Origin of the sequence: Shewanella maritima, assembly GCF_043643735.1 — a bacterium.
GTDB classification, from domain to species: domain Bacteria; phylum Pseudomonadota; class Gammaproteobacteria; order Enterobacterales; family Shewanellaceae; genus Shewanella; species Shewanella maritima_A.
In genome coordinates this window covers 50,774-64,149 of record NZ_JBHZSM010000006.1, presented here as the reverse complement: position 1 = coordinate 64,149, position 13,376 = coordinate 50,774, and the positions used below count along the sequence as shown (strand labels likewise).

Below are 13,376 nucleotides of genomic sequence, written 5' to 3'. Positions count from 1 at the left end.
GGGTTACTATACCCTGTGTCATGTTCAATTAGCACATGAAAAATATACAATTTGGAGAAATCATGATTGGCAAACTCCTAAGCCCTTTGAAGTGGGCGATGGTTATGTTTATCGGGTTATCATTAACCGGTTGTGGTGATGATAGACCTGAGCAAATCGCCAAGTATCAGCAATTGTCAGAACAGCGCTTATCTGTATTAGCTTCGGCATTAGATAATGGCCAAGTTCGCAATGCGAATTTATTAAGCCAGTACTCAGGCATTTTGGCTAACCAACAGCCGGAATTAGCCCCATTAATTAATGAACTGGCCAAAGATGCAACGACAACAGGCCCGATGTATCAGTCGCTTAAGCGTCGCGTTGCAGAGCTCGGTTCTGAAGCCAATTTTGTTAATTTAGACCAGCAACTCAGCGAAGCACAAAACCTCCATGAAGCTGCTGATGTGTCTTTGTTTAATGACATGCTATCTGACCCCGTTAATGTGATTGCAGATATGTCACAAGGCACACTGGCACGTGTTAATGCCATGAGTCGTGAAGCTGAAGCGCTTGCCAATGGCAGCGAAGATTACGGTGCAGGTAGCCAACTGGTTGGCAACCCTGCTTATGGATCTTGGCAAACTAACTCTAGTGGTATGTCTTTCTGGGCTTGGTATGGCATGTATTCTATGTTCTCTAACATGTTCCATCGCCCAATTCACTACGACCGTTGGTCAGGCAGTCGTGGCTATAGCTATTACAATGACGTTGGCCGATATCGCTACACATCACCGAAACAAGCGACGGCACAGAATCGTACTTATGAGCAAACCCGTCGACAATTTGATCGCCAAGGTAAACGCTTTGATAGCCCGTACGCTAAGAATAGAACTGGCTCAACTAGCTTGTCTCGACAATCAACAAGTACCCCAAGAGCCAGCACAGCCGGAACCACTCAAAATAGGAAGTTCCGCTCTAATTACGCCAGTAACAGTAATCGAAACAATAGCAGTCTTAGAAATTCATCCAACCGCACATCACGCGGTATACGCTTAGGTAAGTAGGTAAGGAATCGTCATGAACTTTATTCAACAATATGGGATTTCATCGGATCTGATGATCATCTTAACTATCGATTTAGTGATCGCTATTTGCTTACTGACATTCATGCGTTTTTTGCAAGGTTGGACAGTAAAAGTTAACAGCCGTGAAGAACTATCTGAACGAGATAACTTTGCTTTCGGTATCAGTACCGCTGGTGCTATTGCTGCTTTAGGTATTGTACTAACAGGTGCGATTACAGGTGAAGCAGCAGACTCGTTTTTAATTGAAGCCATTGGCATGAGTCTTTATGGTTTATTTGGTTTAGTGCTGATTAAATTAGGTCGTGTGTTATTTGATAAAGTGGCACTTAATGAGTTTGCTAAAAATGATCAAATCTTAAAAGGTAATATCTCGGTAGCGATTGTTGATGCCGCAGCAGCCATTGCCACTGCCATCATTATTCGCTCCGTATTAATGTGGGCAGAAGATCTCACTGTCGATACCTTCATTTCTATCTTTATTGCATTTATGATTTCACAACTCATGCTAGTGGTGTTAACTCGCTTTCGTGAGCAACGTTATGCTTCGCGTAACCAAGGGGCGTCAATGCAAGCCGCACTTGTTCAAGGTCAAACGGCCCTAGCCCTTCGTCAAAGTGGTTACATGATTGCAATGGCATTGAGCTTTAACGCCGCGAGCCACTTTATTTACTATGAACCAAGTGCTTACTTATACAACATTGGCGCGTGGTTAATGTTCTCGCTGATCATGTTAGTCCTATTATCAGCCATCATTGCAATAGTGAAAAAACTAGTATTGATGGGAATTAACCTGACGGACGAAGTGGAAAAACAACACAACATTGGTACTGCTGCCGTTGAAATGGCAATCAGTATTGCTGTGGCATTAGTGTTAACCGCATTAATGGCGTAATCATGTCTGATACCTCTTCCTCCCCTAAGGCAATTGAGCAAACTGGGGAGGAGCAAACCTCCCCTCATTCATCCGCGCAACCTCTAAAACGCAGAGTATCTTGGTTTGACGATGTATTATTACTCGGGATCATGGCCGCATTAGCCGGCTGTGGCCTGATTTATGAGTACTTACTGTCACACTATGCCGGCCGAATTTTAGGTGCGTTAGAAGCCGCCATATACACCATGATAGGCCTGATGATTGTATCCATGGGTGTCGGTGCATTTGCTGCCAGAAAAATACGCTGTGCTTTCACCGGCTTTGCCATTTTAGAATTAACTGTCGCTTTGTGTGGGGCCTTCGCCATCATACTCACTGCAGCTATGATTGGCTTTGGCCACCAGCTGCCTTTTGCTATTGCCACCCAGTTAAATCTGCCAAGCGATCAACTGCCTGATGGCGGTTTTATCCATATTCTTCAACGCTTAAGCCATTATATCCCGTATATTTGGGGTGTAATTTTAGGGCTAATGATTGGTATGGAAATACCGCTAATTGCCAGAGTAAGGCAATCCCTCTCTGAAGAGCATTTATTGCACAATGCAGGGACAATTTATGGCGCTGATTACATCGGTGCTGGTGTCGGCGCGGCCATTTGGGTTGGCTTCATGCTGGCCATTGATATCCAGCTAGCTGCCGCGATGACTGCATCTGTGAACCTGATTGCAGGATTACTGTTTATTTGGCGTTTTTGGCCCAATATTAAGTTTAATAAATTACTGTTAGTTGGCCATATTTTTGCTAGTGTGCTCATTGGTATTTTGGCAGTAAAAGGACCTAATTGGGAACAAAGCTTCAATAACCTATTGTATAAAGATAAGGTCATTTACTCGGAGTCTACCCGGTTCCAGCAACTCACATTTACAGAGCGACTGCGCGGTAATAACAAGCCGCCAGTGTATAACTTATATATCAATGGTCGTTTGCAGTTCTCCAGTAGTGATGAGCAGATCTACCATGACTTTTTAGTCCACCCAACATTAGCTGCTAGTGCAAGACAAGACCATATTTTGATAATCGGTGGCGGTGATGGTTTAGGGTTAAAGCAAGCACTTAATTGGGACCCTAAATCTGTCACATTGATGGATTTGGATGAAGACTTAGTGACACTATTCAAACATCCACCAGAAGAGATGCCAAAACGTCTTAGCCAAGCACTTATTCGGTTAAATGAGGACGCATTGAATGATCCAAGGATCTCATTGATCTTTGATGATGCCTTTAATGGTGTCGACAAATTAATAGCGAGTGATCAACGCTTTGACGCCATTATTATCGACTTACCAGATCCAAGCCATCCGGATCTCAACAAGTTATATTCTGATTTGTTCTATCGAAAAATCAGTGAACTGCTAAGTGCTGATGGTGTGGTGAGTATTCAATCTACTTCTCCCTACCATGCACCCGAGGCATTTAAATCGATTGGCTTAACCTTGGCCAGTGCAGGTTTTACCACCTCACAATACAATCATAATGTACCGAGTTTTGGCCAATGGGGTTGGACAGCCGGCACACTTTCAGGTGCCAATGCCCGTGACAGGTTGACAGCATTACCTGAACTGCCGGTAGAAACAGACTGGATTACGATGGGATTAATAAATAGTTCATTTGAATTCCCTAAACATTTTTACGACGATTTAGACCAGATCAAAATTAATGAGATTGGATCATTACAGTTGTACCGCTACCACCTAGGGGCATGGTCCGAAGAACAAGTGATTAATCTTTTTTAATCTTAATAAATGCGCTTGACATATTATGTCTAAGTGCTATCTTTATTCGCAGACATAATATGTCAACAAGGACAACTATGAACATTCATACTATTGCAAACCACCTAAATGGTTTATGTGACAAAAGCAGCACCGGTTTCCAATTCGACTGTTACCCAGTCGAGGGTGATGTTGAAGTATTACAAGCCAACATTATTGGCCGTGAAGAAATCCCTGTTTTCGTATCTGTAACTGATACTCAAATTCTATGCATCAGTTACTTATGGGGTGAAGACGAAGTAAACCCTGAACGTCGTTTAGAGATGTTCGAGACCATGTTGGAGCTTAATATTCCAATGCCATTATCTTCATTTGCAAAAATTGACGATAAATATGTGGTTTACGGCGCCTTATCTGTGCACTCAAGCATGGAAGAGGTGGAACAAGAATTAGCCGTACTTTCAGACAACTGTCTAGAAGTCATCGACGAACTCGTCGACTTTTTGAAATAAGGAGCCAACTATGGGCATTCTAAATAAAATTTTAACCGCATTTCGCGGTGGCGCAAATGAAGTCGGACAGAGCATCGTTGATGCAAACTCTACACGTATTTTTGAACAAGAAATTCGTGACGCTGAAAAGCACCTAACTAAAGCTAAACGTGAATTGACAGACGTAATGGCTAAAGAGATGCAAGCGGGCCGCGAAGTTGAACGTATTCAACGTAGCATCACCGAGCACGAAGGTTATGCAGTACAAGCGCTTGAAAAAGACAACGAAGCACTTGCCATTGAAGTTGCAGAGAAAATTTCACAACTTGAGCAAGAGTTAGCTGAGCAACAAACAGCAAACCAAAGCTTCAGTGCACATGCTGAACGTCTCAAAACCTTAGTGAAGAAGACTGAGCGTCAACTGTCTGATTACCAACGCCAGTTAAGCATGGTAAAAACCACGGAAAGCGTGCAAAAAGCCACTGCTACAATCACTGATAACTTTGCTTCAAGTAACTCTAAGTTGCTTAATGCCAAAGACTCTTTAGAGCGTATCAAGGCACGTCAGCAACAGTTTGACGATCGTCTACAAGCTTCTGAAGCACTTGCAGAAGAAGACAGTGACAAGTCACTACATGCCAGACTAGCTGAAGCGGGTATTGGCGAGCAAAAGTCTAGCGCAAACGCGGTATTAGACCGCCTTAAAGCGAAAAAAGGCTAAGCCATTATGGGATTTCTAAAAGGCCTGTTTGGCAAGAAAGAAGCTCCAACGCGTCAGCTTAGTCATCCCAAAGAGCTGCTCAAGGGTGACATGGTCACCCTTGATGACAGCTTTGCCTTGCCACCACAATTGCGCAAACAACAACTTAAAGTAGAAGCGATTCATACGTACGAGTATGAGCGCAGCAAACAGTGTGAGTTTCTACTGCGTGGTAGTGATGGTAACGCCATCTTCATGTCTCATGTGCAAGAAGATGAAGAGTACTTAAGCTTTTCCCTGAAAATCAACCGAAGCGTTGTTGAAGCTTTATTTGACCTTGATGAGTTTGCCAACATCTTTGAAGAGCCAGGTAAGGTAACGTTACACACGCAAGATGTTCCAGCGGAAGTAGACAACGAGTTAAGTAACTGGCTAAGTGATGAATATCATCAAGTATCATTCGCTACCTTTGGTTACTTTCATCGCGGTGATTACCGCCACAACATGCCTCCACAAGATGACAAGCAAGCTCAGCCATTTCAGAGTTACTGTTTAGTCAACAATGAAGATACGCATGCTATTGATATTGAAGTTTATGAATGTGGAGACACTGAAATAATGCTAACTTTATATCGCCCACTTTCAGATATCAGAGATTATTGGCCGGGAAGTTAACGGAATAATTAGGCAAACATGACTAAGTCGAAAACATTACCAGAAGAGTGGTTAAAGAATCAAAAAGCCGCGAAAGCAACCCAAGTCGCTTTTGATTTGGATGAAAAGTTTCAATACGCCATTCGTAAAGCGGCATTGGATGAAGGGTTAAGCCCTTCAGACCAAATCCGAACCATTTTAGGTTTAGAGATATCCAAACGCCCTAAAAGACCCAGGTTAACAGTGTCACTCAGTCCTGCAGATTATGTACTGTTGGCTGAAAAATACGATCTTTCACCCGATCAACAACTGGAAATCAAAAAACGGGTACTCGACGACTTAGCCGTTTTTGTTGTACAACAATAGCGCGAATACATAACCTTAAGAACGCTTGCCTTATGCAGGCGTTTTTTATTGCCCCTAAAATACCTGGCTCTGAGCATGTAAGAAAATCAGCTTAGGTTAATTGATGATTTAGTTACTGAAACATATTTATCTTTTGCTATGATAGTTTCAGTAATGACCTAATATCAGCAACGTATTGCCTAAGTGAAAACGGATCTTTTTATGATAAATAAACAGAAGTGGACGAGTAAAAACGATTCCGGTTTCAGCCCTTTTGACCTTGCGATGATGATATTGTCACTTGTTTCTGTGGCCATCGTGTTAACCATGACATTTGGTGAGCTCAACCAAGAAATTTACCGCTTGATGCTGATGATTGACACCGGCATTTGTATTATCTTCTTAACGCGTTTTTTTTCCGGCTTGGTTACCGCTCATAACAAAAAGCATTATTTGGTCAACCATTGGATAGATTTTATTGCCAGCATTCCAGCTATTGAAGCATTGCGTTTTGCACGCATATTCCAAATTTTAAGGGTGGTACGGCTATTAAAAATGAGTCAATCCATACTCTTACCATTAATCAAACAGCGAGCAAAGACAACGCTTTCAAGCTTGATGCTAGCGATGATATTAATCCTCAGCTTCTCATCAATTTTTATTCTACTAGTTGAATCTGGCGCACCTGATGCCAATATAACCACAGCAGAACAAGCTTTGTGGTGGGCGCTGGTGACCATTTCAACGGTAGGTTACGGTGATTATTATCCTGTCACCACCGCTGGTCATATCATTGGTAGCGTTGTAATAATCAGTGGAGTGAGCTTTTTCGGTATCATTTCAGGTTACATGGCATCTGTTTTCGTTGCCCCAGATGAAGCAGACCGGATAGAAGCACAAGAAGAGCGTGCAGATATAAAATCGGACATTGAACACGCATTAGAGCGCATGGAGCAAAACCAGCAACATATGGAAAAAACACAATTGAAAATGGAGCAGAATCAGCAACAAATGTTGAGCGAGATTGAATCTCTTAAATCTGTACTCAAGCAAAAGCTTCACAACAATAATAAGCAAGATTAATCACGCTATCCCTTGAGATACCAGAGATAGATGTAAGTAACTAAAATGCGCGTTAACAATGTCACTGCGACATACGTAAACAGTTCTTACCTTCTTCTTTTGCTCGATATAAAGCATTATCTGCACGGATAATTAAGTTATTTAACGAACTTGACCGTGCTTGTGCAGAAGCCCCGCCAATCGACACTGTGACTTGTACATCAGGCATAGACAACTGTAGCTTAGCTACGTCATCGATTAATAGATTAGCCAACGTTGCCAATTCATCTTGCGATAACCGGATAAACACAGATAAAAACTCTTCACCACCATAACGTATGTTCATGTCTGTCAGCACTGAACAATGACGCTGAATCACTTTTGCTACTTGTTGAATCACTTCATCACCAAATGGATGACCATAAGAGTCATTGATGATTTTAAAATTATCGATATCTATCATTAATACACTAATAGGATATTGATTTTGTTTGGCATGCTTCTCAACGGCCGAAGCTTGTTGAGAAAAGTAATGTCGGTTTCTTAATTTTGACAATGGGTCAGTGACAGCTTGATCGGCTAAATCACGACGACTGGCCTTTAAATGCAACTGGTGACGGCGAATTTGCCGATATTGCTCATACGCCTTGTTGGTTTCAGAATCTCTTCTGATACTGGCAATCAATCCAAAACAATACAGGCCAAAATAAATAGATAAACGATCGACTTCAGCATCATAATTCATCGCTAAACGATCAGGTGCAATCATCAGCCAATACAAGAGCATCATATAGCTTAAACTGATAAAGCTAAATGCAAATGGCATTCGAGATAACGCTGCTACATACGCCATCACCAACACACCACCTAATTGATAGTTATAATCATTTTGTGCCATCGCCAGTTGACCGATATACATTAAAGACCAGTAAATAAGGCAAATGAGTATGAGTTCAACCACATCAAGATATTTAGGGTTTTGCTTCTTGAAATAAAGCATGGCAGAAATACAACAAATGGATAAAACAACACGGATGAGCACCGCTTGCTCGAAATGCTCATCTAAGTGAGCAAAGTCAAATCCAATGAATAAAAAGTAAACCACCACAGCGGTGAGAATAAAATTAGAATAAGGCAGCATCACTTGGTGGATATGAAAATGTTTGAACCGATAATGGCCCATTGAGGACTTATTATAGATAACTAGACCCTGCCAGAATCTACCCATGTAGTAACCTTCTTAAGTATTCTAATTATTCTGTCGTTAACTTATCCATCACACAGGCAATATAGATGAGTAGTTGTACGAATATGCCATCAAGTAATCATAGAACATTGACTAACTGAATGTTGCTTAAAGCTATTCAATCAATTGATTCAGCGACTGCCCTTTTGATTATTTTCGTCTAGGTTTTCCGCCTAATTTTCCAGCCAGTTACTGCCTTCATTTAGTTGCTATCTATTTATCACTATCTATTTACTGCCCGACCAGCTTTTGCCACCAAGACAATGGTTCGCCACAGTTTTTTGCAGGTTGATAACTGCTTTCTAATGCAGGCAATAGTTCCACATCACCACAACCTGGCTGCATTGCAACACCAGTATTCACATCAAAATAGCCATTTACAATGCCATCAACAGGTGACATACGTAAACTTAGAGGGGGCCGCTGCTGCAAAAACGCTTGATAAACAGCCATGGCACCACTGCTACCGTATAAACCTGTTTTACTATTATCATCTTGGCCTACCCAAATTGCCGCTACGTTACGCTCATCAAAGCCTGCAAACCATGAGTCTCTGCTATCGTTACTCGTACCAGTTTTACCCGCTAATCGTGTATGTGGAAATGCATTGCCTAAGCGCCTCGCTGTCCCCTGACGCACCACTTCACTCATGGCATACTGTACAAGGTGATCGGTTGCAGGGTCTAAGGCCATCGCAGATGGCACACGCTTAACCGGCAAGGGATTATTTTGACTGTCTAACACAGCTGTCACAGAAGACAATTTACGATATCGACCGCCATCAGCCAGCGTTTGGAATACTTGCGCCACCATTAACGGAGAACCATTTACGGCCCCTAATAGCATTGAAGGATAAGTTGGTACGGCCTCAGACCAACCCGCTTTAGACAATGTATTAGCCACATTTTTTACACCAACATCAATACCCACATTTACGGTTGGCACATTCATAGAATCTTTAAATGCTTGTAATAGAGGTACATTACCGCTGAATTCGTTGGTGACATTACGCGGTGACCAAGTTTGTCCTTGGCCATTCTCAAGCGTAATAGGCTTATCTTCAATATGACTGGCTAGGGTGTACTTACTCCCATTGTTCAGCACGGTTGCATAAACAAATGGCTTCATCAATGAGCCAATGGGCCTTCTAATGTTGACTGCGCGATTGAAACCGTCATAACTTGGCTGTTTGTCACCCACCATCGCAGCAATACCGCCAGTGTACTTATCAGTGACAACCATTCCTACTTGCACATCCTTGGTGCGCTTATCTAGCGTCGCTAAGGTGTCTATGACAGCTTTCTCGGCGGCCTCCTGCGCTATCGGGTCTAAAGTGGTGTACACCTTCACACCTGACTGTTGTAACAAGCTTGAACCATAACGTTCATTGAGTTCTTCACGTACTCTTGCAAAGAATGCTGGCAACTTTTTGTTCACCGAGTGTTTGCCGCTTCTCAACCCTAAAGGCGCGCCTGCTGCTGCTTTGTATTGCGCAACCGTTAATTTATCGTTCTCCATTAAAATCCGTAATACTAAATCTCGTCTTGCTTGAGCACGTTCCGGGAAACGCCACGGGTTGTAGTAGGAAGGACCTTTAATCACCGCCACTAAAAAGGCTTGTTGATCTATGGTTAATTCCGCAATGGGCCGTCCAAAGTAAAACTGCGACGCGAGCCCCATACCATGTACGCCGCGGGCTTTTGCTTGTCCCATGTAAACTTCATTCAAATAAGCTTCAAGAATTTCATCTTTGCTATAACGAAAATCAATAATCAACGCCATCAACGCCTCACGTGCTTTACGAACTAAGCTACGATGGCTGGATAGGAAGAAGTTTTTAGCTAACTGTTGAGTTAATGTAGAACCACCTTGAACTGTTCGACCCGCATTGATATTAACCATAGCTGCGCGAGCAATCGCTGCTGGGTTAATGCCATAATGGTCATAGAAGCTACGATCTTCGACTAAAATCAGCGCATCAATAATGGTCGATGGCATATGTTCAGTCTTAACAAATAACCTATCTTCATCTCCAGTGGTAATCATGCGATCGAGTAATACTGGCTCAAGGTGAAATACGGCCATTTCGCGGTTATCGGGTAAGCGCTGAACAGAATCCACGCCTTGTTGATCGAAACTAATCATCACCCGTTGTGCGACTTGATCGCCTTCTGGATGTAAAAAAGGCCTACGCCATAATTCTATGCGTGTTTTGGAGGCAGAAAACTCGCCAACCTGAGTAGGATTAGCCACTTTACGGTAACCCAGCAAAGAAAGTTCAGCCATCAATTGTGGATGGTTTACCGCTGCACCCGGGTAAAGGGCCATAGAGCGGCTAAACACTTGAGCGGGTAGGTGCCACTTTTGTCCTTCAAACTTTTGCGCAATAATCTGGTCAAGGTAAATGGCATAAAAGCTGGTTGCAGCAATAGCGATGATTGCTAACTTCCACGTCAGCCCCCAAAGCGATTTTATCACTTTGCGAAATCGGCTCGAATGCGCTTTTTGGGACACTTTCTTTTTTGATGACTTAGCGGGTTTTCTGGTTGTCTTTTTTGCCGCTGCTTTTGCTTTTGCCATGTTTATTTACTGCTTATTCACTGGGTAAACGTTAGATAGTAATCAGCGTGACGAATTTAATGTTCTTTTTTTGGTGAACTTAGTCGCACTGGTATTTGCTGGGTCGTCAGGCCAAAGGTGCTTGGGGTAACGCCCTTTCATTTCTTTTTTTACATGCTCATAGGGCCCCTGCCAAAAACTGGCTAAATCAGCCGTGACGGCAATAGGTCGCTGTGCTGGGGATAACAGCTCCATGGTGATATTAAGCTTACCATTAAATAACGATGGGCTTTCAGATAAACCATAAGCCTCTTGAAGACGTACGCTCAATAATCCACGTGTTTGGCTAGCTTGTTGATCATTAGATTGATCCTGCTGATAACGTATCGGCGCTTTAGTGCCTGTCGCCATCAACCAATGAGTTGGCACCGCACCCGCCAGCTTCTGTTGTTGCTCCCAAGGTAAGCTGTTATGCACCAGTGTCGCAACCGTTAATCTAGCCAACCCGGATAAAGTGCGCACTTGTGATAAATAAGGTGTTAACCACTCATCTAGTGAAACAAGTAGATGAGCGTCATCGACATTAGGCCAGTCATATTGAGTATCGTGTTCTCGCATTAAATTAACGCGTAATTGCAACTGCTGTAGTTGAGGGTAATCACTAAATAAACTTAACCCTTTAGCACGTACTTGAGTCAATAAAGCTTGGTTCAATAACCGCTTATCAAGCTGTGAGATTGACTCTGTAGCTAATTGAATTTTACCTAATAGCTGACGTTTTTCAGCATAGAAACGACCTTTTTGTTCATCCCAACCAGCATACTCTTGCTCGGTGACTAAATAGGCTAACGCTTGTTGTAACAATGAGGGATGAAATTTAGCCGCCAAGAATACACGGCCACTTTTTTGATGGTTCATCTCTTGAAAGTCTGCCACGACTAACCAATCTTCAGCCGCTAAGCTATCTTCTGCCGCTAAGATCACACCGCAGCCATGACTCAATAGATAACCTTGTTTACCCCGCGCCTTGGCAATTCTATCTGGGTAAGCTAATGCCAATAAAAAACCAATATCTTGGGTATTGGCATGTTGCAGCACTTGGCTGAGATCAGCAGATACATTCAATCGCTTTAAATATTGTTTAACTTGTTGGCATATTTGCCCTTTTAGCGCCAAAGGCAAATAATGATAAATATCAGCGCCTTTGCGAGGTAAGCCTCTGGCATCTACTATCGCAGCCAACACACAAGCTAGCACCACTAAATCCTTTGTGGCCTCCCCCTCTGTTAAGGCTTTCGATTTTAACAACATATGCGCCAATCGAGGTTGAGTACCTAGTTGATATGCTTGGCGTCCCAAAGGCGTTATTTTGTGGTTAGCATCCACTAACTGAAGTCGTTGCAATAATTGCCACGCTAAAGACTCATGTACCGCTGGAGGCTCTGTCAACAAGGCTAATTGCTTGATACTTCGCTCTCCCCAGTAAGCACACTCTAATGCGACTTGGGTTAATTCTGCTTGGGTGATTTCAGGTGGCGTAGCAACGAGCAACCGCCCTTGCTGCTCATGACTCCATAACCTGATACAAAGACCAGGCTGTAAGCGCCCTGCGCGACCGGCACGCTGGGCTGCAGATGCTTGGCTAATTCGAGCCAAACTCAACTTGTTCACCCCAGTTTTCGGATTAAATTTAGCGCTACGTTGAAAACCAGCATCAATCACGATACTGATGCCGTCTATGGTTAAGCTCGACTCGGCCACATTGGTCGCCAGCACCAGTTTAACCTTGTTATCAGGCGCGGCTTCAACCGCTCTTTGCTGCTCAGAGGTCGATAATTCACCGTATAATGGGCATATTTGATAATGCGCTGGTAATAATGATGCTAGATTCTCAGCTAGCGATTGAATTTCTCCCTTGCCAGGTAAAAACACCAATATTGAGCCTTGATGATAAGGCTTTTCAGTCTCTGTTGGATTGTTGATGACGCCTAAGACCACCTGCTGCAGATGAGTTAACCAAGCTTGCTGCCCAGCAACAGGTCTATAAAGTGTCTCTACGGGGAAGCTTCGTCCCTCACAGCTAATTTGCACTGCATCTGGCATAACAGATTCAAGCGCTAAACCTGTTAGTGTGGCTGACATTGCTAGAATAGTGAGGTCTTCACGCAAAGATGCTTGCACTTCTAGTGCCAGTGCTAAACCGATATCAGTTGTTAAATGACGTTCATGAATTTCATCAAAAATGATCATATCAATACCGGTTAATTCCGGATCTTGTTGGATCATTCGTGTCAGTATCCCCTCTGTGACGACCTCAAGGCGGGTTTTATCACTGACTCTTGACTCACCACGTACACGATAACCGACCCTTTCCCCCAGCTTTTCACCCAATGATTGGGCAACAAAACGAGCCACATTGCGCGCTGCAACTCGCCTAGGCTCCAGCAATAGGATTTTGCCTTTTATTTCTGGCCAATCAATCATGGCCAAAGGCAAAGCCGTAGATTTACCCGCTCCAGTAGGCGCTTCTAAAATGATTTGCTGGTGATGATGAAGGGTGCTTTTTAACTCGCTGAGCACTTGGTAAATGGGTAACTGGCTCATAAATG

General features: G+C 43.1%; 11 protein-coding genes. 8 read left to right on the top strand and 3 right to left on the bottom strand.

What is annotated here, in order from left to right; translation table 11 throughout:
• The first annotated feature begins 62 nt into the window (after nucleotides 1–62).
• The 8 genes from ACHUGF_RS08715 (at nucleotide 63) to ACHUGF_RS08680 (ending at nucleotide 6,983) form a co-directional block, all read left to right on the top strand.
• Entirely contained in the window at nucleotides 63–1,043 is a 981-nt protein-coding gene (locus ACHUGF_RS08715) for a hypothetical protein (RefSeq protein WP_394130458.1), read from the top strand.
• 13 nt (nucleotides 1,044–1,056) lie between these two features.
• On the top strand, nucleotides 1,057–1,956 hold the full coding sequence (locus ACHUGF_RS08710; RefSeq protein ID WP_394130456.1) for a DUF350 domain-containing protein: 900 nt from the start codon (nucleotides 1,057–1,059) through the stop codon (nucleotides 1,954–1,956).
• 2 nt (nucleotides 1,957–1,958) lie between these two features.
• Nucleotides 1,959–3,731, top strand: a complete 1,773-nt coding sequence (locus ACHUGF_RS08705) for a polyamine aminopropyltransferase (protein WP_394130455.1) — start codon at nucleotides 1,959–1,961, stop codon at nucleotides 3,729–3,731.
• A gap of 77 nt (nucleotides 3,732–3,808) precedes the next feature.
• Nucleotides 3,809–4,222, top strand: a complete 414-nt coding sequence (locus ACHUGF_RS08700) for a YjfI family protein (RefSeq protein WP_394130454.1) — start codon at nucleotides 3,809–3,811, stop codon at nucleotides 4,220–4,222.
• 10 nt (nucleotides 4,223–4,232) lie between these two features.
• A complete protein-coding gene (locus ACHUGF_RS08695) occupies nucleotides 4,233–4,922 on the top strand; it encodes a PspA/IM30 family protein (RefSeq protein ID WP_394130452.1) in 690 nt (229 codons plus the stop codon).
• Between the two features lie 6 nt (nucleotides 4,923–4,928).
• Nucleotides 4,929–5,576: a hypothetical protein gene (locus ACHUGF_RS08690; protein WP_394130450.1), complete on the top strand. Its 648-nt coding sequence runs from the start codon at nucleotides 4,929–4,931 to the stop codon at nucleotides 5,574–5,576.
• Nucleotides 5,577–5,594: 18 nt separating this feature from the next.
• Nucleotides 5,595–5,921: a hypothetical protein gene (locus ACHUGF_RS08685; protein ID WP_394130448.1), complete on the top strand. Its 327-nt coding sequence runs from the start codon at nucleotides 5,595–5,597 to the stop codon at nucleotides 5,919–5,921.
• Between the two features lie 201 nt (nucleotides 5,922–6,122).
• On the top strand, nucleotides 6,123–6,983 hold the full coding sequence (locus ACHUGF_RS08680; RefSeq protein ID WP_394130446.1) for an ion transporter: 861 nt from the start codon (nucleotides 6,123–6,125) through the stop codon (nucleotides 6,981–6,983).
• 61 nt (nucleotides 6,984–7,044) lie between these two features.
• Here the strand turns inward: ACHUGF_RS08680 and ACHUGF_RS08675 are convergent, their stop codons facing one another.
• The 3 genes from ACHUGF_RS08675 to hrpB all read right to left on the bottom strand — a co-directional run bounded on the left by ACHUGF_RS08675 (nucleotide 7,045) and on the right by hrpB (nucleotide 13,371).
• Nucleotides 7,045–8,190 (bottom strand): GGDEF domain-containing protein, encoded by a 1,146-nt coding sequence (locus ACHUGF_RS08675; RefSeq protein ID WP_394130445.1) that lies wholly within the window; start codon nucleotides 8,188–8,190, stop codon nucleotides 7,045–7,047.
• A 249-nt stretch (nucleotides 8,191–8,439) separates the two neighbouring features.
• Nucleotides 8,440–10,788 carry a penicillin-binding protein 1B gene (gene mrcB / locus ACHUGF_RS08670; protein WP_394130444.1) on the bottom strand — a complete coding sequence of 783 codons (2,349 nt, stop codon included), beginning with the start codon at nucleotides 10,786–10,788 and terminating at the stop codon, nucleotides 8,440–8,442.
• 42 nt (nucleotides 10,789–10,830) lie between these two features.
• Complete coding sequence (gene hrpB / locus ACHUGF_RS08665) at nucleotides 10,831–13,371, bottom strand: ATP-dependent helicase HrpB (protein ID WP_394130442.1); 2,541 nt, start codon at nucleotides 13,369–13,371, stop codon at nucleotides 10,831–10,833.
• Nucleotides 13,372–13,376: the final 5 nt, after the last annotated feature.

Excerpts from the sequence above, each read along its gene's own strand:
- ACHUGF_RS08705 (WP_394130455.1), top strand. The coding sequence starts at position 1,959 with ATGTCTGATACCTCTTCCTCCCCTAAGGCAATTGAGCAAACTGGGGAG.
- ACHUGF_RS08690 (WP_394130450.1), top strand. The coding sequence starts at position 4,929 with ATGGGATTTCTAAAAGGCCTGTTTGGCAAGAAAGAAGCTCCAACGCGT.
- ACHUGF_RS08680 (WP_394130446.1), top strand. The coding sequence starts at position 6,123 with ATGATAAATAAACAGAAGTGGACGAGTAAAAACGATTCCGGTTTCAGC.
- ACHUGF_RS08685 (WP_394130448.1), top strand. The coding sequence starts at position 5,595 with ATGACTAAGTCGAAAACATTACCAGAAGAGTGGTTAAAGAATCAAAAA.
- ACHUGF_RS08675 (WP_394130445.1), bottom strand. The coding sequence starts at position 8,190 with ATGGGTAGATTCTGGCAGGGTCTAGTTATCTATAATAAGTCCTCAATG.
- mrcB (WP_394130444.1), bottom strand. The coding sequence starts at position 10,788 with ATGGCAAAAGCAAAAGCAGCGGCAAAAAAGACAACCAGAAAACCCGCT.
- ACHUGF_RS08715 (WP_394130458.1), top strand. The coding sequence starts at position 63 with ATGATTGGCAAACTCCTAAGCCCTTTGAAGTGGGCGATGGTTATGTTT.
- ACHUGF_RS08700 (WP_394130454.1), top strand. The coding sequence starts at position 3,809 with ATGAACATTCATACTATTGCAAACCACCTAAATGGTTTATGTGACAAA.
- ACHUGF_RS08695 (WP_394130452.1), top strand. The coding sequence starts at position 4,233 with ATGGGCATTCTAAATAAAATTTTAACCGCATTTCGCGGTGGCGCAAAT.
- ACHUGF_RS08710 (WP_394130456.1), top strand. The coding sequence starts at position 1,057 with ATGAACTTTATTCAACAATATGGGATTTCATCGGATCTGATGATCATC.
- hrpB (WP_394130442.1), bottom strand. The coding sequence starts at position 13,371 with ATGAGCCAGTTACCCATTTACCAAGTGCTCAGCGAGTTAAAAAGCACC.